At 71.2% G+C, this 19,452-nt stretch carries 18 protein-coding genes; 12 read left to right on the top strand and 6 right to left on the bottom strand.

Annotation, left to right across the window (positions count from 1 at the left end):
- Positions 1 to 145: 145 nt before the first annotated feature.
- Together Q0Z83_RS33660 and Q0Z83_RS33665 are read left to right on the top strand one after the other, a co-directional pair.
- Entirely contained in the window at positions 146 to 1,159 is a 1,014-nt protein-coding gene (locus Q0Z83_RS33660) for a hypothetical protein (protein WP_317787269.1), read from the top strand.
- 192 nt (positions 1,160 to 1,351) lie between these two features.
- On the top strand, positions 1,352 to 2,053 hold the full coding sequence (locus tag Q0Z83_RS33665) for a hypothetical protein (protein ID WP_317787270.1): 702 nt from the start codon (positions 1,352 to 1,354) through the stop codon (positions 2,051 to 2,053).
- Between the two features lie 64 nt (positions 2,054 to 2,117).
- Here Q0Z83_RS33665 and Q0Z83_RS33670 read toward each other — a convergent pair whose 3' ends face one another.
- Positions 2,118 to 3,365: a cytochrome P450 gene (locus Q0Z83_RS33670; protein ID WP_317787271.1), complete on the bottom strand. Its 1,248-nt coding sequence runs from the start codon at positions 3,363 to 3,365 to the stop codon at positions 2,118 to 2,120.
- Between the two features lie 115 nt (positions 3,366 to 3,480).
- Here Q0Z83_RS33670 and Q0Z83_RS33675 point away from each other — a divergent pair, with 115 nt between their 5' ends.
- The 8 genes from Q0Z83_RS33675 to Q0Z83_RS33710 all read left to right on the top strand — a co-directional run bounded on the left by Q0Z83_RS33675 (position 3,481) and on the right by Q0Z83_RS33710 (position 10,364).
- On the top strand, positions 3,481 to 4,266 hold the full coding sequence (locus tag Q0Z83_RS33675) for an acetoacetate decarboxylase family protein (RefSeq protein WP_317787272.1): 786 nt from the start codon (positions 3,481 to 3,483) through the stop codon (positions 4,264 to 4,266).
- Positions 4,263 to 5,696, top strand: a complete 1,434-nt coding sequence (locus Q0Z83_RS33680; protein ID WP_317787273.1) for an aldehyde dehydrogenase family protein — start codon at positions 4,263 to 4,265, stop codon at positions 5,694 to 5,696. Before Q0Z83_RS33675 ends, Q0Z83_RS33680 begins: the two co-directional genes overlap by 4 nt.
- 1 nt (position 5,697) lies before the next feature.
- Positions 5,698 to 6,591, top strand: a complete 894-nt coding sequence (locus tag Q0Z83_RS33685; protein WP_317787274.1) for a DODA-type extradiol aromatic ring-opening family dioxygenase — start codon at positions 5,698 to 5,700, stop codon at positions 6,589 to 6,591.
- Positions 6,588 to 7,445, top strand: a complete 858-nt coding sequence (locus tag Q0Z83_RS33690; RefSeq protein WP_317787275.1) for a fumarylacetoacetate hydrolase family protein — start codon at positions 6,588 to 6,590, stop codon at positions 7,443 to 7,445. The genes Q0Z83_RS33685 and Q0Z83_RS33690 overlap by 4 nt, the downstream gene beginning before the upstream one ends.
- Positions 7,446 to 7,447: 2 nt before the next feature.
- Positions 7,448 to 8,914 carry an aldehyde dehydrogenase family protein gene (locus Q0Z83_RS33695; protein ID WP_317787276.1) on the top strand — a complete coding sequence of 489 codons (1,467 nt, stop codon included), beginning with the start codon at positions 7,448 to 7,450 and terminating at the stop codon, positions 8,912 to 8,914.
- Positions 8,907 to 9,548: a gamma-glutamyl-gamma-aminobutyrate hydrolase family protein gene (locus tag Q0Z83_RS33700; protein WP_317787277.1), complete on the top strand. Its 642-nt coding sequence runs from the start codon at positions 8,907 to 8,909 to the stop codon at positions 9,546 to 9,548. The genes Q0Z83_RS33695 and Q0Z83_RS33700 overlap by 8 nt, the downstream gene beginning before the upstream one ends.
- A 400-nt stretch (positions 9,549 to 9,948) precedes the next feature.
- The gene (locus tag Q0Z83_RS33705) at positions 9,949 to 10,176 is read left to right on the top strand and encodes a hypothetical protein (RefSeq protein ID WP_317787278.1); all 228 of its coding nucleotides are present in this window, start codon (positions 9,949 to 9,951) and stop codon (positions 10,174 to 10,176) included.
- Positions 10,177 to 10,187: 11 nt separating this feature from the next.
- On the top strand, positions 10,188 to 10,364 hold the full coding sequence (locus Q0Z83_RS33710; protein WP_317787279.1) for a helix-turn-helix domain-containing protein: 177 nt from the start codon (positions 10,188 to 10,190) through the stop codon (positions 10,362 to 10,364).
- On the opposite strand, the gene Q0Z83_RS33715 is transcribed toward Q0Z83_RS33710, so the two are convergent.
- The 5 genes from Q0Z83_RS33715 to Q0Z83_RS33735 form a co-directional block, all read right to left on the bottom strand.
- On the bottom strand, positions 10,346 to 11,713 hold the full coding sequence (locus Q0Z83_RS33715) for a right-handed parallel beta-helix repeat-containing protein (protein ID WP_317787280.1): 1,368 nt from the start codon (positions 11,711 to 11,713) through the stop codon (positions 10,346 to 10,348). The two genes, Q0Z83_RS33710 and Q0Z83_RS33715, sit on opposite strands and share 19 nt — an antisense overlap.
- A gap of 66 nt (positions 11,714 to 11,779) precedes the next feature.
- A complete protein-coding gene (locus Q0Z83_RS33720; protein WP_317787281.1) occupies positions 11,780 to 13,516 on the bottom strand; it encodes a putative bifunctional diguanylate cyclase/phosphodiesterase in 1,737 nt (578 codons plus the stop codon).
- Between the two features lie 12 nt (positions 13,517 to 13,528).
- The gene (locus Q0Z83_RS33725) at positions 13,529 to 14,716 is read right to left on the bottom strand and encodes an FIST signal transduction protein (RefSeq protein ID WP_317787282.1); all 1,188 of its coding nucleotides are present in this window, start codon (positions 14,714 to 14,716) and stop codon (positions 13,529 to 13,531) included.
- Positions 14,717 to 14,768: 52 nt separating this feature from the next.
- Positions 14,769 to 15,692, bottom strand: a complete 924-nt coding sequence (locus tag Q0Z83_RS33730; RefSeq protein ID WP_317787283.1) for a PDR/VanB family oxidoreductase — start codon at positions 15,690 to 15,692, stop codon at positions 14,769 to 14,771.
- 50 nt (positions 15,693 to 15,742) lie between these two features.
- Positions 15,743 to 16,618, bottom strand: coding sequence for a LysR family transcriptional regulator (locus Q0Z83_RS33735; protein ID WP_317787284.1), 876 nt, complete (start codon positions 16,616 to 16,618; stop codon positions 15,743 to 15,745).
- 47 nt (positions 16,619 to 16,665) lie between these two features.
- On the opposite strand from Q0Z83_RS33735, the gene gabT reads away from it, so the two are divergent.
- Positions 16,666 to 18,015, top strand: coding sequence for a 4-aminobutyrate--2-oxoglutarate transaminase (gene gabT / locus Q0Z83_RS33740; RefSeq protein ID WP_317787285.1), 1,350 nt, complete (start codon positions 16,666 to 16,668; stop codon positions 18,013 to 18,015).
- Positions 18,012 to 19,391, top strand: a complete 1,380-nt coding sequence (locus Q0Z83_RS33745; protein ID WP_317787286.1) for an NAD-dependent succinate-semialdehyde dehydrogenase — start codon at positions 18,012 to 18,014, stop codon at positions 19,389 to 19,391. The genes gabT and Q0Z83_RS33745 overlap by 4 nt, the downstream gene beginning before the upstream one ends.
- Positions 19,392 to 19,452 lie beyond the last annotated feature (61 nt).

The following is a 19,452-nucleotide window of genomic DNA, read 5'->3' on the forward strand; positions in this document are numbered from 1 at the left end:
ACGTTTTCCCTGGTCAAGGCCCTGCCGCGAACGCCGGGCGGAAGCCTTCGACCACCGGACCCACGTGATCGACAGAAGCGTACGCAGGCCGTATGTTAGTCGGCGTTCTCGGCTTTTCGATCGGACGACGTGGGGAGTCGCCGCAGTGCACGGTAACGGCGAGGAGCCCGATCAGCTCCGGATCGGCGGATGGATCGAGCCGGGCCGCCGGCCGATCGACGACAGCCGGGCCCTCACCGGCCCGACCCGGCCCTTGGCCCTGCCCGCCGCCCCCGGGCCCGTGCCCGCCGGCGCCGCCACCACCGGTACCGTGCACACCGGCCGGCACCGTGAGGTCCGCCGCTGGTGGCGCCTGGCCGCCGCATCGGCCGCCGCCGTGCTCGGGGTGATCGCCGCCGTGCAGATCGCCGACGACTCCGATCCCGGCGCCACCGCCGACACGTCTCTGCCGCTCTGGACCGGCAAACCGTGGGCGCCGCCGACCCCGCCGGTGTCGATCGCCCCCGAGCCGTCGGCCGAGTCGGCTCCGCCCGTGCCCACCGCGATCCCCTCGGTCCCGGTGGCCACCCAGGCCCCGCCGACCACGCCGTCCCGGACTCCGACGACCCCCGCGAAACCGGTGACCCCCACCGTCTCGGTCACCGCCGCCTCGATCCCCGCCGTCGTCGACCTGGGCGCCGAGGGCGGCCAGGACTGGATGCACTGGGGCCTGACCGACGCCGCCTCGGTCAATCGACGCCGGGGCGGCACCGCGATCGAGGACCTGGGCGGCACACCCCGGGGCCGCTACGACAACAATCCGCAGCTGTACAGCTGGACCGGCGGCAGCCCGACGAACGCCGCGGCGCGCACCCCGACCGGCGTCTACACCTGCGGCCAGGGCGCGACCTTCACGTTGCGCGTCCCGGCGTCCCCGACCACCCGGACACTGCGTGTCTACGCGGGCGTGTGGATGGCCGCGGGCCGCCTGACCGTGACCCTTCCCGGAGCCGCGACCGCCACCCAGACGCTGGAGAACCGGAACGCGATCCGAACGGCCCGTTTCGACATCCGCTACCGGGCCGCGGCCGGCACCAGACTGACCGTGACCTGGACGGCGACCGCGGTCTACCACCCGACCTGCGGCAACATCGACCTACAGGCCGCCACCCTCGACTGACCCGGCCGGCCCGAACCGCCGCGGGATGACGCGGTGACCGCTCCGGCGCGGGCGGGATCGTCCGGTGCAGGCCGCCTGCGGGTGGTGGGACGTCGATACGCTTCGGCTTCACGGGGATCGGTGGCGAAGTTCGACATGGAGGGTTCCATGACACCTCGACCGTGTACTGACGGCACCCTGCGGCACCTGTCCGTGGATCTCGACGACGTGCCCGGTGGCGACGGCGGGTCCTCGGGGTACACCCTCTGTTCCAGCCCGGAACGCAGGGTGCACGCCGAAGACACGTACGCCATCGGTATCGCCTACGACATGGGCCTGCGGGACGACTACATCGACATCGACGAACTGCCGGCGTGCGCGGAGTGCCTGCGGGTCGCCGAGCTGCTGAAGGATCCGCGGACAGCGTCGCGACTGCGGTTGCACCTGCGGCCCCGGCGGCCGGATGTCGCCACCGGTTACACGGGGGACCAGATCCGGAGCGTACTGAGGACCGACATCGCCACCGGGGCTTCGGCCGGGCGGCGGGCCGCCGTCCATCTGCTCGGTTTCACCTCGATCCCGGATCAGCCGGGGTTCGGTGGCCTCGTCGGCCTGCTGGATCTGCCGTGGGACATGGGTGACACCGTGCTGATGGGCCAGGTCACCGACTGGTCGGCGGTGGTCGCCTTCGCGACGACGAACGACGTGCCGGACCGGGACCGCAAGCTCATCGCCCTCGCCGCGAGCCTCCACGACGAGCAGCCGATCGATCTCGCAACCGCCCTCGGTCACGGCGACGATCGGGCGGCCTTCCGGCGGGCGATCGAGGCCGTCATGATCGCCGCGGGGCAGGGCGACCGATGGGAGCTCACCGAGCGGCCACCCACGGAGCGGCCCCGGCGAGCCCGCGCCTGAGCCGGTCCCGACGCTGCCGGGGCGGTGTCGACCGGGCGCGGGCCGAACTGGGCGTCGAGCTGGATCAGGCGGGCGTCAGCCGTACCGGCAGAGTCTTGATGCCGTTGACGAAGTTGCTGCGGACCCGGCGGACCTCGCCGTCCAGGTGCGCGTCGGTGATGCGCGGGATCAGCTCCTCGAACATCAGGCGGATCTCCAGGCGGGCCAGGCTGTTGCCGAGGCAGAGGTGCGGGCCGCCGCGGCCGAACGACAGGTGGTCGACGTTCTTCCGGGTCACGTCGAAGCGGTACGGGTCGTCGAAGACCGTGTCGTCGCGGTTGCCGGAGGCGAACCACATGACGACCTTGTCACCTTCGCGGATCTGCTTTCCGCCGAGTTCGACGTCGCGGGTGGCCGTCCGCCGGAAGTGGTAGACCGGTGACGCCCAGCGCAGAAACTCCTCGACCGCGCCGGGGATCAGTTCCGGCTGGTCACGCAACAGCGCCAGTTGCGCCGGGTTGCTGATGAGCGCGTGCATGGCGTGGCTGATGGTGTGCCGGGTGGTCTCGTTGCCGGCCACGACCAGCAGCAGGAAGTAGTTGTCGAAGTCGGTCGCGGTGAGCGGCTCACCGTCCTCGGGCACCCGGTTGACCAGGACGCTGACCAGGTCACGGCCGTCGCCGCCGCGGCGCTCACGGGCCAGCTCGCGGCCGTACTCGAAGACCTCGATCGAGGCCGGTGACCGGAACGGCAGGTGTTTGTACCGGTCACTGCCCGGGTCGGTGAGCAGGAACTCCGAGTAATCCGGGTCGGTGTTGCCGATCAGCTGATTGCCCCAGTCGATCAGCTGCCCGGTGTCCGACTCGGGCACGTCGAGCAGCCGGGCCAGCACCTGGATCGGGAAGTCGGCGCTGACCTCCTTGACGAAGTCGAAGCCGCCGAGAGCGAGCGCGTTGTCCACCGTGACCCGGGTGAGACCGCGCAGGAAGTCCTCGTACTGGCGCAGGTTGCGGGCGCTGAACTCGCGCTGGATCAGTTTGCGCAGCGCGGTGTGCCGGGTGCCGTCGGTCTCCAGGATCGAGCGGCGCAGGTCCTGGAGGTCGTCGTCGACGTCCTCCAGGTTCACGAACTTCATCGACGTGAAGGTGGCCGGGTCGCGGTCGACGGTGGCGATGTCGGCGTACCGGGTCACCGACCAGTACCCGTCACCCAGCGACGATGGGGTCCAGTGCACCGGTGAGTCACGGCGCAGGGTGTCGAACTGCCCCCAGGCCTCGTCGTTCGCGAACCGGTCCAGGTCGTCCAGGTCGACGTCCTCCAGTGGCACCGTCATGGCCACCCCTTTCGTTTGGACCCGTACGATAGCGGGAAGTGAAGCCCCTGCCCAGACCTTGCCGCGAGCCCTTCCGCAGCCTATCGTTCGCATCCAAACGATTGAAGGGACGGTCATGCGGGGCTTCTTCTATCCGCGCACCGCCACCGGGTCCTCGAGCCTGATCCCGAGCCCGCCCTGGCACTACTCCGGTGACCTGCTCACCGTCGAGTACCGCACCGACCCGGCCCGCGTCGCCGAGCTGCTGCCGGCGCCGCTGGAACTCGCCGACTCCGACCCCGGCGCGGTCGCGTTGATCTGGGCCGACTGGCAGTCCTGCTCGACCGATCGGGCGGAACTGCTCGACCCGGTGCGCTCGCAGTACAAGGAGGCCTTCGTGGTGGTCCGCTGCAAGTTCCAGCAGCAGACCTTCTCGCGCTGCGTCTTCATCTGGGTCGACAAGGACTTCGCCGTCGCCCGCGGAGTGCACCAGGGCTACCCGAAGAAGCTCGGCAGCATGTGGCAGACCCGGCCGCACCCGTTCGCACATGCGGCGCCGCAGATCGGGCCGGGTGGCCTGTTCGGCGCGACGCTCGCGGCGGGTGACCGGCGACTGGCCGAGGCGGTGCTGACGCTGCGCGAGGAGTCACCGACCAACGGCTTCGTCAACGGGCATCCGATGGCCCATCACCGGGTCTATCCGGGGATCGACTCCGGGGACGACGCCTTCGCCGAGCTGATCTCGTCCGGTGCGAGCGAGTTCGCCGGCGGGCAGGCCTGGCGTGGCGACGTGGATCTGAAGCTCTTCGAGTCGCCGACCGAGGAGCTGGCCCGACTGGAGGTGCACGAGGTGATCGGCGGCTACTACCGGCAGGTCGGTGTGGTCTGGAACGGCGGAGCGACCCTGGCGAGGCTGGCATGACATTCATCGAGGTCGAGGGCGTCAAGGTCGACACCCGGCACTGGATCGGCGGCCGCCGGATCGCCTCGGATCAGACATTCTCCGATTTCTCGCCGATCGACGAGGCGTACCTCGGCGACATCGCGGCCGGCGGAGAGACCGAAGTGAACGCCGCGGTGGCAGCCGCCCGGGAGGCCTTTCCGGCCTGGGCCGCCCGCACAGCGCCGGAAAGGGGCGCGGTCCTCCGGCGGATCGCCGACGGCATCGAGGACCGGCTGGAAGACCTGGCCCGGGTCGAGACCAGGGACAACGGCTCGCTGCTGCGCTCACACCGGCGCGGCGTGATGCCCCGGGTGGCGATGAACTTCCGGTTCTTCGCCGACTACGCCGAACGACTTCGACACCCGGACATGGAGGTACGCGGACACCGGCAGAAGATCACCTACGATCCGGCCGGCGTCACCGCGGTCATCACTCCGTGGAACGCCCCCCTGATGCTGGCCACCTGGCGGATCGGCCCGGCACTGGCCGCGGGGAACACCGTGGTGCTGAAGCCACCGGAATGGGCGCCCCTGACCGCCTCCCTGCTCGCCGAGATCACCCACGACGCCGGACTGCCGGCGGGCGTGCTCAACGTCGTACAGGGAACCGGTCGGGAAGCCGGCGCACCGCTGACCCGCCACCCGGGCATCAACCGGCTGTCCTTCACCGGGTCGGTGCCGACGGCCGGGGCCGTCGCGGCCGCGGCGGCGCCCAACATCGTGCCGCTCTCGTTCGAGTTGGGCGGCAAGTCGCCGCTGCTCGTCCTCGAGGACGCCGACCTGGACCTGGCCGTGCGACTGGCGGTCGAGCAGTTCGACAACGCCGGCCAGGTGTGTCTGGGCGCGTTCCGCCTGATCGTGCACGAGTCACTCGCGACCGAGTTTCTGGACCGGCTCGTCACCAGGGCGAAAGCGCTGGTCCAGGGTGATCCCCGGGACGAGCGGACCGACGTGAGCGCGCTGATCAGCCGGGCGCACTTCGACCGGGTCAGCGGCTTCGTCGAACGGGCCGAGGCACGGGTGGTCCTCGGCGGCGGCCCCAACGAGGAACTGGGCGGCCTCTACTTCCGGCCGACGATCCTGGTCGATCCGAAGCCGGGCAGCGAGATCGTCACCGAGGAGGTGTTCGGGCCGGTGCTGACCATGCAGACGTTCGCCACCGAGGACGAGGGCTTCGCGATGGCCAACGACACCAGGTTCGGACTGGCCGCGACACTCGTCACCGCCGACCCGTCGAAGGCGGCCCGGCTGAACGCCGGAACGGTCTGGGTGAACTGCTTCTTCGTCCGCGACCTGGGCGCGCCGTTCGGCGGCAACGGGCGGTCCGGGATCGGGCGGGAGGGCGGCACCTGGTCGTTCGACTTCTACTGCGACGTCAAGAACACCGTCATCGCACCCGAGGAGGCCTGACATGGGCGAGATCGTCGGGGCCGGGCTGATCGCCCACGTGCCCACCATCGTGCTGCCCGAGGAAACCCGCCGGGAGCTGAACAACGGCCGGGAGAGCACCCTGGTCACCGGCCTCCAGCAGCTGCGGAAGGAGGTCTTCGACGTCGTCGACTACGACACCGTCGTGGTGCTCGACTCGCACTGGGCGACCACCGTCGAGTTCGTCGTCACCGCCCAGGAACGGCGGCACGGGCTGTTCACCTCGGAGGAGTTGCCGCGCGGAATGTGCCGGCGACCCTACGATTTCCGGGGCGACCCGGACCTCGCACACCTGATCGCCGGCAAGGCGGACGACCACGGCACCTGGATCACCCCGATCGACGACGACCACCTGCCGATCTTCTACGCCACCACGAACGTGTGGGAGTTCCTCGGGCAGGGGCTGCCGGACAAGCGGTGGATCTCCATCGGGGTGTGCCAGACCGCCGACACCGAGGACAACCTGCGCCTCGGCCGGGCCCTCGGCGACGCGATCCGGGAGTCCGACCGGAAGGTGCTGCTGATCGCCTCGGGGGCCATGTCGCACACCTTCTGGCCGCTTCGGCAGCTGCGCGATCACGAGGCGGCCGGGGTGGAACACATCTTCACCCCGGAGGCGTACGCCGCCGACATGGAACGACTCGACTGGTTCACCGCCGGGGACCACCGGCGGGTGCTGGACACCATGCCGGAGTACTACCGGTTCAAGCCGGAGGCCCGGTTCGGGCACTACCTGATGATGCTCGGCGCGCTCGGTGAGGGCGACTGCACCGCGCGCGGCAGGCAGTACGGCGAGTACGAGAACTCCGTCGGCACCGGCCAGGTCCACGTCTGGTTCGACGGCCCCTTCCCCGCTCCGCAAAGGACTTCACTGTGAGAGAGACCCGCCGCATCCTGCTCGACGGCACCGCTGTCGACGTCGTCCGCCACGGGGACACGCTGGTCGCCGGGGACGGCCGGTCGATCGGCGTGGACGAGGCCCGACACCTCCCGCCGGTCGCCCCGTCGAAGATCATCTGCGTCCATCTGAACTACTCGTCGCGGGTCGCCGAGATGATGACGAAACTGCCGCCCGCGCCGACCTACTTCCACAAGCCGATCTCCGCGCTGAACGCGCACGGCTCGGCCGTCGTCCGACCGCTGGGCTGCAAGTGGCTCAACTACGAGGGCGAGATCGGCATCGTCATCGGCCGGACCGCCCGCAACATCTCCCCCGCCGAGGCCGGCGACTACATCCGCGGCTACACCGTCGGCAACGACTACGGGTTGCACGACTTCCGGGACACCGACTCCGGGTCGATGCTGCGGGTCAAGGGCGCCGACACGCTCTGCCCGCTCGGCCCGGGCGTGGTCGAGGGCTGGGACTTCCGCGGCAAGGGCATCCGCACGCTCGTCAACGGCGTCGCCAAACAGGACGGCAATACCGACGAGATGAAGTGGGACATGCACTACCTCGTCGCCGACATCGCCCGCACGATCACCCTCCAGCCCGGGGACGTGCTGCTCTCCGGCACTCCGGCGATCTCCCGGACGGTCTACCCCGGCGACGTCGTCGAGGTCGAGGTGGAAGGGCTCGGGTTGCTTCGCAACAAGATCATTGAGGGCCCGTCGGGGGTACGGACCGACGTCGGCGCCCAGCCGACCGAAAGTGAGGAGGTGCTCTCCACCGCTCAGGGCGGCGACTGGGAGTTCCGGGGCATCCGCAAGCCCGACCTGTCGAAGACGTTCTGAGCATGGATCACGTTTCCTGGATCGAGCGTGCGGAGGCCGTACGACCGCCGCGGGGTCTGTGGATCGGCGGAGAGGAACGCGCGGCAGCCACCTCGCGCACCATCGTCACGCCGCGTGACGGTGCCGCGCTCGGCGAGCTGGCGTGGGCGGATGCGGCCGATGCCGATGCGGCGGTCGCCGCCGCACGGCGAGCCTTCGATCACGGACCGTGGCCACGACTGGCCGCCCGGGAACGGGGTGAGACCCTGCTGCGTTGGGCGGATCTGGTCGAACAGCACCGGGACGAGCTGGCGCTGCTGGTCACGCTGGAGATGGGCAAGCCGATCCGGCACGCGTGGGAGATCGAGTTGCGGGCGCTGATCAGGTGCCTGCGGTATTACGGCGGCCTCGCCGACAAGATCCCGGGCGAGGCCCCGCAGACCGTCGACGGCGAGATCGCCCTGGTCACCCGCGAGCCGGCCGGGGTGGTGGCGGCCGTCGTGCCGTGGAACTTCCCGCTCACCATCGGCGGCTGGAAGATGGCGCCCGCCCTCGCCGCCGGATGCACCGTCGTGCTCAAGACCGCGGAACAGTCGCCGCTGTCGATGCAGAAGGTCGCCGCGCTCGGCACCGAAGCCGGACTGCCGGCCGGCGCGTTCAACGTGCTGTCCGGCGACGGCGTCACCGTCGGTAGGCGGCTCGGCGAACATCCGGACGTCGACGTGCTGACTTTCACCGGTTCCACACCTGTCGGACGGCATTTTCTGCGCTACGCCGGCGACAGCAATCTCAAACGGGTCCACCTGGAACTCGGCGGCAAATCACCGAACATCGTCTTCCCGGACGCGCCGGATCTCGGTGCGGCGGCCGCGGCGTGGGCGGTCTTCTTCAACGCCGGCCAGATGTGTACGGCCGGAGCCCGTCTCCTGGTCCACCGGTCCGTTTCTGATCAGGTCGTCGAGGCGGTGGTGGCCGCCGCGGACCGGTGGCGGCCCGCCGACCCGCTGCTGCCGGACACCGTGATGGGCCCGCTCGTCGATCGTCGTGGCCTCGACCGGGTGCTCGGGCGGCTCGCCACCGGGATCGCCCAGGGCGGCACGATCAGGTGCGGCGGAGAGTCCCGCCGCGGCGGCTCCTATCTCGAGCCGACCGTCGTCACCGACACCGGGCCCGACAACGTGCTGGTCCGGGAGGAGCTGTTCGGGCCGGTCCTGGCCGTGCAGACGTTCGACGACGAGGCGTCGGCGATCGAACTCGCCCGGGACACCGAGTTCGGCCTGGCCGCCGCGGTGTGGACGGCCGACCTGGGCCGGGCGCACCGGGTCGCCCGGGCCATGCGCGCCGGAACCGTCTGGGTCAACTGCTACGAGGAGGGCGACATGTCCGTCCCGTTCGGCGGGGTGAAGCTCTCCGGCAGTGGCCGCGACAAGTCCCGGCACGCCATGGACCAGTACACCGACCTCAAGACCGTGTGGATCAACCATGGCTAGACCGGTGATCGCCGTACCGGCCCGGTTCTCGGCGAGCGCCTCGGCGCTGCGGTACCGGGCCGAGGTGGCCGCGTCCGCCCTGGTGGAGGCGATCTTCGAGGCGGGCGGCGAGCCGGTGGTGATCCATCCGGCGATCGCCGCGGACGACGAGGTCCGGGCCCGGCTCGCCGTCGCCGACGGCGTGCTGCTGCCCGGCGGTGGCGACCTGGCCGCCCGCTGGTACGGGCAGGCCGATCACCCCTCGCTCTACGACGTCGACCAGGTGCAGGACACGTTCGACCTGGCCGTGGCCCGGGTGGCGATCGACGGCGGGGTGCCGCTGCTGTCGATCTGCCGGGGCACCCAGGTGGTCAACGTGGCCCGCGGCGGTGACCTGATCCAGGACATGCCGGTGCCGCACCGCCACCTGATCCACGAGGTCGGCGGGCAGACCGTGTCCTGCTACCACCATCAGGCGCTCGGCCGGCTCGGCAAGGACCTGGAGGTCACCGCCCGGGCCGCCGACGGCACCGTCGAGGCGATCCGGTTGTCCGGCCGTTTCGGCTGGTACCGGGGTGTCCAGTGGCATCCCGAGGACACCGGTTCACCCCTGTTCGCCGAGCTGGTCGACGCCGCTGCGGCGCACGCCGGGTAGCCGCTACGGGAGCAGCAGTGTCTTTCCGGGGAGGCGGCCGTTCTCGGCCTCGTCGTGGACGGCAACTCGACCGGCACGATCGACCGGAGCAGCCCACGGCGCAGACCGGCTTCGGACGGGTTGAACGTGGTGGCGGCCACCCGCAGCAGAACCTCGCCGGGCCCGGGGACGGGCCCGGGAGTTCGCGCCGATGCCGGGTTCGGCCGGGTTCCACGTGATGCTGCGGGGTTCGTGCGTGCTGCTGCGGGCCCGGTCCGAGCCGGTGAAGCTGGGGTGAGGGTGACATCGTCTTCCGCCCGCACGGCGACGGCCACACCCTCGCCGACACACCGGACACCCGGCCGAGCTGACCGAACCCGGGGCGGGCAGTGACTCGCTGATCCCGGCTCTGCTGGACACGATGCTCGTACACCTGCTGCGGACCTGCCTGTCCGGCGACGGTGACCGCCCGGCGGGTTGGGCGGCGGCGCCGGCCGACCCGGTGATCGCCGCGGCGCTGCACGCCGTGCACCGCGATCCGGGCCGCGACTGGACGGTCGCCACCCTGGCCGCGGAGGGCGGATTGTCCCGGGCGCCGTTCGCCCGCCGGTTCACCGCCTGCTCGGGCGGCCGCCGCTGGCCTATCTGACCTGGTGGCGGATGACCGTGGCGGCCGGGCTGCTGCGGCGGACCGACCTGACGGCCGGCACCGTGGCCGGGCGGGTCGGCTACCGGTCGGAGTTCGCGTTCGCGGCGGCGTTCAAGCGCCGGTTCGGGATGCCGCCGGGCCGGTACCGTCGCCGGCCCGGCGGCGCCGATCAGGAGATCGACTGGTAGACGGGCACGAAGCCGAGGCTGGCGCCGGTGGCGGAGAACACCTCGACCTTGCTGACCACCTTGCCCGGGGTGGTCGCCGCGACGGCGTTGCCGACACCCAGGCCCTTGGTCGCGACGAGCCGGCCGCCGACCGTGAACTGGCCGGCCGCGCTGCGGTAGAGCAGCGCCACCGAGGCCGGGACCTGGTACGGCGTCCCGGCCACCACCTCGTTGGCGGCCACCGTCACGTCGGTGGCGTCGGCGATCACGTACACCGCCGGGAACGTCGGGTGGGCCTGGGTCGCGTGGTTGCCCACGACGGTGACGTGCGAGCTGCCGATGTTGACCGCGATCAGGCTGGCGGCCCGGGCCGACGACGTGTTGGTGAGCCGGTTGCCGACGACGCTGACGTCACGGCCCCGGACCAGGTTGATCTGGCCTTTGCAGTCGGCCACCGTGTTGCCGCTGATCGTCACGCCGACGGCGACGCCGGTACCGCCGTCGATCTCGATGCCGCGCAGCTGGCAGCCGGTGACCGTGTTGGCCGAGACGACGAGGTTCGTGCAGTCCTGTGTGTACACCCCGGCCTGGCCGCACTCGGTGATGGTGTTGCCGGTGACCGTGGTGCGGTCCGAGCCGGACAGCACGTTGATGCCGTCGTAGTAGTCCGACGGCGCACTCCACACGCCACCCTTGGCGGCCGCCTCCGCGGTCGACGGCCAGTACATCGCCACATGGTTGCCGATGATCCGGACGTCGTGGCCGTTGGTGGAGATGCCGAACTTCGTCCCCACCACGGTGCAGTTGACGATGGCGATGTCGGTGGACGCGCCCGGGGTGGTGTCGAAGACGCCGAGGCCGGTCCACTTCACCCCGTACACGGTCACGCCGTCGAGGGTGCCGCGACTGCTCCGGGCGATGCTGACACCGTTGTACGGCTGGGTGCCCTCGGTGTCGACGATGGTCAGCCCGGAGATCTCGAACCGGTGACTGTCGGTGATCTTGAGGACCGCACTGGCGCCGCTCGTGGTGGCGGCCGCCCCGGTCAGGGTGATCGTCGCGCCGTGCCCGCTGATCGCCGCGTCGTCGAGCCCGCGGACCAGGATCTCCCGGTCGACCGTGTAGTCACCGGGCGGCAGCAGCACACTGCGCACCGGCCGCATCGCGGTGGCCGCGGAGATCGCCGCCTGGATCGCGCCCGCGTCGTCACGTTCCCCGCCCTGCGCGTCCCGGTAGTGGTCGAGCACCGAGATCCAGCCCTTGTCGGCCGCGGCCGCGGCGGCCGGGCCCGCGGTGACCGCGACACCGCCCGCCACCCCGGCGGCGACCACCCCGGCACGCAGCACGCCACGCCTGTTCAGCAATTCCATCGGACTCCCCCGTCCATCGATGATCACCGCAACGTATCACCGGGAACGATCGACGGGGGTCCCGCGTCAGGTCGTCAGCGGCCCCACGAAGGCGGCCGGGACGTTCTGCGGCTCGATCGGCCGGCACAGGTGATAACCCTGGCCGTAGTCACAGCCCAGCTCACGCATGGCCACGTGCTGCTCCTCGGTTTCGACGCCCTCGACGACGGTACGCAGTTTGAGCGTGCGGGCCAGTTCGACGACGGTGCGGATGACCGCCAGGTCGGCGGCGGTGGGTTCGGCCCGGCTGATGAACGCCCGGTCGATCTTGAGTTCGTCGACCGGGAGCCGCTGGAGGTAGGACAGCGACGAGTAGCCCGTACCGAAGTCGTCGATGGCCAGGCCGACCCCGAGGTCGCGAAGGTCGCTGAGGCAGGCCACCGCGGTACGCGGATCGGCCATCAGCACCGACTCGGTGAGTTCGAGGGTGACCGCGGCGGCCGGCAGCCCGCAGTCGGCGAGGGTCTGCTCGACGTCGGAGGCGAACCGCGGATCGGTGAGCTGCCGTCCGGAGACGTTGACGTTGAGGGTGAGTTCCGGGATGGTGCGCCGCCAGCGTGCGGCCTGCTCGCCGGCCGCCCGGAGCACCCAGCGACCGATGTCGGCGATCATCCCGTTCTCCTCGGCCAACGGCAGGAACCCGGCTGGCGGTACCTGCCCGAAGCCGGGCCGGTTCCAGCGGATCAGCGCCTCGACACCTGTCGCCCGGCCGCTGCCGAGCCGGATGAGCGGCTGGTACATGAGCCGGAACTGGTCGGAGGCGAGCGCCTGCTTGAGGTCGGCGGTGAGGGTGAGACGGGCCAGGGCCTCGGCGTGCATGGCCGGTTCGAAGACGACGACCTTGCCGGGGCCGTCCTTCTTGGCCCGGTACATCGCCACGTCGGCGTTGCCGAGCAGGTCGTCGGCGTCGCATCCGGAGGTGCCGGTGGCCACGCCGATGCTGGCGCCGATGAAGACGTCGCGTCCGGTGATCCGGAACGGGCGGCGCAGCGCCTCGATGATCCGCCAGGCGACCGGGACCGCGGTCTCCGGGCCGGTGTCGTCGAGCAGTACCGCGAACTCGTCGCCGCCGAGCCGGGCGCCGGTGTCATCCGGCCGCAGGCAGTCGCGGATCCGGGCGGCGACGTGACCGAGCAGGTCGTCGCCGGCACGGTGGCCGAGACTGTCGTTGACCGCCTTGAACCGGTCCAGGTCGATGAAGAGCACCGTGGTCGGCGTGGCCTGGCACAGCTTCTCGGCGAGGATCTCCAGGAACAGCACCCGGGTCGGCAGGCCGGTCAACGAGTCGTGCCGGGCCTCGCGCAGCGACTGCACGAGGGCCAGGCGTTCGGCGGACTCCCGTTCGCGTTCCTCGCGCAGCCGGCGTTCCGCGGTGAGCAGGGCGATGTTCGACAGGGCCAGGCCGAGGGTCTGCGCCATGGCCTGCAGAAGCTGCCGTTCCTCCGGATCGAGCGGGTCGCCGGCGCGGGCCACCATCAGGGATCCGCGTGGTTCGGCGCCGAACCGGGCCGACCAGATGTTGAGGTCGTCGAGTCCGGGCAGCGACAGCATGGCCTCCGGCCCGGTCGGCAGGGCGCCGTCGAGCAGGTCGCGGTCGACGCCGCGGGCCACCTCGACCCGGTCGCCGCGGAGTACCGCGCCGACCTCGGCCTCCAGCACCTCGGCGGCGCGTTCCACGGCGAGTGTGATGGCGGCGCGTTCATCCTGGGATTCACAGACCGCGGCGAAGAACTCGGTGAGCTGATGCGTGGACCAGTGGTTCACCTCGACCCCCTTTCAGGACAGCGCGAGCGTGACCACGGTGAAGTGGTGCATACCCAGCGCGCCGCGTACCCGGGCGATCTCACCTGTGCTGTAGAAACCGCCGTACGGCACGTTCGGCATCGCCTTGGCGATACCGTCGTTCTCCGCGCCGATCCCGTCCTCGCCGATGGTCACCCGCCGGGCCGCGCAGTCGAAGACGATCGCCCCGAGCGCCTCGTTGCCGGCGAGCGCGTCGACGGCCCGCTCACCGGACTGCCCGGCCGCGTCGGTGAGTGCTCCGATGTCGCTCTCCATCAGCCACACCAGACCGCCCTGCGGCACGTCGGCCAGGCAGAACAGCGAACGGTCGGCCCGGTCGCCGTCGTGGATGACCCGGATGTCCTCGCCGCTGCGGCGGGAGAGACCGAGCGGGTGCAGGAACGCCGCGTGCCGGAACGCCTCGTCGTCGTCGAGGATCGACTCGTCGATGCCGAGCCGGCGCAGGAAGACGTCCAGGGCCGGTTCGCCGTCCAGTTCGTAGACGCGTCCTTCGCGGCTGCTGGTCACGATCATCGCGTCGCCCTGCTTGCGCCAGCCGTGGGCGATGCCGACCCCGAGCGGTGCGTCCGAGCCGATCGCGACACCGACGGCCGCGTCGGAGAGGATCTCGACACCGTCGCGGCCGCCGTGGAACTGGTAGGTGCGAACGTAGGTGAGATGGTCGCCGGCGCACCCGCCGACGAGCGGCACGACCGCGCCGGCCACCGAGAACGCGCCGCGGACGATCTCGTGCTGGTTGCCGGTCAGCCCGTCGCAGAGCATCAGCAGCGCCCGGTGCGGCTGGTCGACGGCACCCAGGCAGGACGCCGCCTCCACCCCGGCGTCCCGCAGGCGGTCGCTGACGTTCCGGGAGACATGCGTGCGTACGGCGAACCCGCTCCCGCCCCAGGCGGTGACCGACACCCCGTCCCGGCTCACCGAACCGCCGCCGAGCTGCCCCGACGTGGTGCACCCGACGATCACGGTGTCCGGCCCGCACCGCTCCCGGATGCCGTCGAAGAGTTCCGGCACGTGATAGCCGACCGAACAGAAGACGAACACCACCACGGGGGTACGGCCATCGAGCGCGGCGATGGCCGCCTCGGTGCCGGCCGCGGCCGGGTCGGTCAGGGTGCTGTGTCCCGAGCCGAACCAGCGGCCGTCCAGGTCAACGCGATCCATGCCGGAGCGAATCGGCACCCCCGGGCCCGACCTGAGGTCGGCTCGCGGAAAGTCAGAGGTCGAGGGTCAGGCGGGTGGAGCGGGCTCGGGAGACGCAGATCATCATGCACTCGTCGGTTTCGCGCTCGTCGGCGGTCAGGACCGTGTCCCGGTGGTCGACTGCGCCGTCCAAAACCTCGGTCTCGCAGGTGCCGCAGGTGCCCTCCAGGCAGGAACCCAGGACGTTCACTCCGGCCGCACGGACCACCTCGAAGATCGAACGGCCGGGCGGGACGGTCAGGGTCCGGCCGGAGCGGTCCAGGACCACCTCGAACTCGGTGTCGTCGCTGGTGTCCACGGTGGCCGCGGTGAACCGTTCCAGATGTAGCGGCAGACCGGTGCAGCGCTCCTCCAGGGCGGCCAGCAGGGGCTCCGGGCCGCAGGCGTAGATCCGGGCGCCGGGCCGATAACCGGCGAGCACTTCGTTCAGGTCGAGCGGGCCCACCTCCTCCTGCACGACCACGTGCAGGCGTGGCCCGTACGACTGAAGGGTTTCCAGGAACGCCATCGAGGAACGGCGGCGGCCGCCGTAAGCCAGCTCCCACGTCGCGCCGGCGGCCTCGGCCGCCTTGATCATCGGCAGCAGTGGAGTGATGCCGATGCCGCCGGCGACGAAGACGTAGTGGTCGGCGGGTTCGAACGGGAAGTGGTTGCGGGGCTCGCTCACCCGGACCCGGTCGCCGGGGCGAAGGTTGTGCACGGCCTTGGAGCCGCCTCGGCTGTCCGGGGTGGCGAGGACGGCGATGCGGTACGCGGTGGTCTCGGCCGGGTCGCCGCAGAGCGAGTACTGACGTACCAGGTCCTCGCCCAGGTGCAGGTCGATGTGGGCGCCGGGGGTCCAGGCGGGCAGCCCGGCGCCGTCCGGGCGGGCCAGGCGCAGGGCCACCACGTCGTCGGCGGCGCGGTCGGCTTCCAGTACGACCAGGTCGATCGTCACGGGCCCTCCTTTTGTTTGGACCCAAACGATATGAGCGGCGATTCGCCAGGTCAAGAGGCGGGGGCGTCGTAGCGGTCGCGGGTGAAGCGGCCCAGGCGGGCGGCGAAGCCCTCGATCGTGACGGCTGCGGCGTGGCGGGAGTCCCAAGCCGCGCGCAGCCTGATCGACAGTCGACGGCCGTCCGCCTCGACGGCCAGCGGGACCAGGCCGAACCGCGGGTCGTCGGAGGCGACGGCGATCCCCCGGCCGGCGGCGGCGAGAGCCTGGGCGACGGTCCCGTTGGCGGCTTCGATCCCCTCCCGCGGCACCCCCTGGACCGCCGACTCCCAGGCCTGACGAGCCGTGAACGCCGGGGGAAGCAGGATCAGCGGCTCCTCGAGCAGGTCCGCGACCCGCACCCGTCCCCGGCCGGCCCACGGATGATCAGCGGGGACGTAAGCCCAGACCGGAAGGACCGCGAGCGGCATCTCGTGAAACGGTGCGGACGCCGGAATCGTCCCGACCGCCAGGTCGGCACCCTGCCGCAAGGTGTCCGCCGGCGACAGGCCGTCGGCGCCCAGCACATCGGTGGTCGGATCGTCCGGCGCCAGCGTGGCGATGAACGGCGCGACCACGTCGGTCAACGTCACCGTGGGCGCACCGATGGTCAGTCGCGCCAACCGACCGACCGCGTGGAAGGACGCCGCAACCTTCAGATCATCTGCACGTTGCAGCAGGTCGCGGGCCTGCGGAAGAAGCGCGCGCCCGGTGGTCGACAGCTCCAGCCGGCCGGCCGAGCGGTCGAAGAGTGCCACGCCGAGGTCCTTCTCCAGCTGACGCAGCTGACGTGACAGCCCCGGCTGGGTGAGGTGGAGCCGGGCGGCGGCGCCACTGACCGTGCCGGTCTCGGCGGTCGCCACGAAATAGCGGAGATGCCGCAGCTCCATCATGCCTCCCAGGCATAGTCAGGCTGCCACAACGGTAATGGACGGGCATGGCACCCGGCCCGAGACTGGGACGCGTGAGTATCGAGCAACAGCGCCGGCTGGTCACCGAACTTCCCGGCCCACGGTCCCAGGAACTGATGGCCCGCAAGACGTCGGCGGTCGCCGGTGGCGTCGGCACGACGATGCCGGTCTTCGCGGCCCGCGCCGACGGTGGCATCGTCGTCGACGTCGACGGCAACCAGCTGATCGACCTGGGCTCCGGCATCGCCGTGACCAGTGTCGGCGCGGCGAACCCGCGGGTGGTGGCGGCGGTGACCGAGCAGGTCGCGGCGTTCACCCACACCTGCTTCATGGTCACGCCGTACGACGGGTACGTGGCCGTGGCCGAGGCGCTGAACCGGCTCACCCCGGGTGACCACGACAAGCGCAGCGCACTGTTCAACTCCGGCGCCGAAGCCGTCGAGAACGCCGTGAAGATCGCGCGGGCGTGGACCGGGCGGGACGCGGTGGTGGTGTTCGACCACGCCTACCACGGCCGGACCAACCTGACCCTGGCCATGACCGCGAAGAACAAGCCGTACAAACACACGTTCGGGCCGTTCGCGCCGGAGGTCTACCGGGTCGGTGGGTCGTACCCGTACCGGGACGGTGTCGTCGACGGTGCGGCCGCCGCGGCCCGCGCCATCGACCAGATCGAGAAGCAGATCGGCGTGGAGAACCTGGCCGCCCTGGTCATCGAGCCGGTTCAGGGTGAGGGCGGGTTCATCGAGCCGGCCCCCGGGTTCCTGCCGGCGCTGGCCGCGTGGTGCCGCGCCGGTGGGGTGGTGTTCGTCGCCGACGAGGTGCAGACCGGGTTCGCCCGGACCGGCGACCTGTTCGCCTGCGAGCGTGAGGGCGTCGTGCCGGACCTGATCGTCACGGCCAAGGGCATCGCGGGCGGGCTGCCGCTGTCCGCGGTCACCGGGCGGGCCGAGATCATGTCCGGCCCGCACGAGGGTGGCCTCGGCGGCACCTACGGCGGCAACCCGATCGCCTGCGCGGCGGCGCTCGCGGCGATCGAGACCATCGAGTCGGACGGCCTGGTGGAACGGGCGCGGGAGATCGAGACGCTGGTCAAGGCCCGCCTGACGGCGATCCAGGACAAAGACGATCGGATCGGGGAGGTACGGGGCAGAGGCGCCATGCTGGCCGTGGAGCTCGTCCGCTCCGGCGGCACGGAACCCGACCCGCGACTGGCCCGGGACGTCGCGCGGGCCGCCCACGGTCAGGGCGTGATCGTGCTGACCTGTGGCACCTACGGCAACGTGCTGCGTTTCCTGCCGCCGCTGACGATCGGCGACGCCCTGCTCAACGACGCGTTCGACGTGATCGCGGCCGCTTTCGAGGAGATCCGATGACGTTCCCCGTGGTGGACCCGGCGACACTCGACGTCGTCGGCACCGTGGCCGATGGTGACATCTCCGACGCGCGGCACGCTGTCGACGCGGCCCACCAGGCCTTCCGCTCCTGGTCCCGGACCCCGCCCCGCCGCCGCTCGGAGATCCTGCACAGGGCGTTCGAGCTGATGATCCGGGACCGGGACTCGCTGGCCACCCTGATCAGCCGGGAGAACGGCAAGTCACTGACCGACGCGGCCGGCGAGGTGACGTACGCGGCCGAGTTCTTCAGGTGGTTCGCCGAGGAGGCGGTCCGGCCCGGTGGTGACTTCGGCGAGTCCCCGGCCGGTGGTACCCGTACCCTCGTCACGCACCGCCCGGTAGGTGTCGCCGCGCTGGTCACGCCGTGGAACTTCCCGGCCGCGATGATCACCCGCAAGATCGGCCCGGCGCTCGCGGCGGGCTGCACCGCGGTGGTCAAACCGGCGGCCGAGACCCCGCTCACCGCACTGGCCATCGCCGCCCTGCTCACCGAGGCCGGCCTGCCGGACGGCGTGATCACCGTGGTCACCACCACCGACTCGGCCGGGGTGGTCGGCGCCTGGCTGAACGACGAGCGGGTCCGCAAGATCTCGTTCACCGGCAGCACCGCGGTCGGCCGGGTGCTGCTGCGGCACGCCGCCGACCGGGTCGTCAACTCGTCGATGGAGCTGGGCGGCAACGCGCCGTTCATCGTCGCCGACGACGCCGACCTGGACGCGGCGGTGGCCGGGGCGATGATCGCGAAGTTCCGCAACGGCGGGCAGGCCTGCACCGCGGCCAACCGGTTCTATGTGCACGCCTCGGCGAAGACGGCGTTCGTGGCCCGGTTCGGCGCGGCCGTGGAGAAGCTGACCGTCGGTCCGGCCGCCGACGGGTCGGCCATCGGGCCGCTGATCAGCGCCGCCGCGCTGCGCCGGGTGACCCGCACGGTGGACGAGGCGGTCGCGGCCGGCGCCCGGATCAGCCACCAGGCGACCCTGCCCGACGCGCCGGGCCACTTCTACCCGCCGACCGTGCTGGTCGACGTGCCGGCCGACGCGGCGATCCTGCAGGAGGAGATCTTCGGGCCGGTCGCGGCGATCACCACCTGGACCGACGAGGACGAGCTGCTGGAGTGGGTCAACGACAGCGAGTACGGGCTCGCGGCGTACGTCTTCTCCGGTGATCTGGCCCGCGCCCTGCGTCTGGGTGAGGCGATCGACGCCGGCATGGTCGGCATCAACCGCGGACTGGTCTCCGATCCGTCGGCGCCGTTCGGCGGCGTCAAGCAGAGTGGCCTGGGCCGGGAGGGCGCCCGGGACGGGCTGCGCGAGTTCCAGGAGACGCAGTACCTCAGCGTGGACTGGCCCGCCTGACTTTCCCACGACGGCGACCTGTGGCATTCGTGACGCAGGTCGCCGTCCCGACCCCTGGGTT

Source organism: Actinoplanes sichuanensis, from assembly GCF_033097365.1.
In the GTDB taxonomy this organism is placed as follows: domain Bacteria; phylum Actinomycetota; class Actinomycetes; order Mycobacteriales; family Micromonosporaceae; genus Actinoplanes; species Actinoplanes sichuanensis.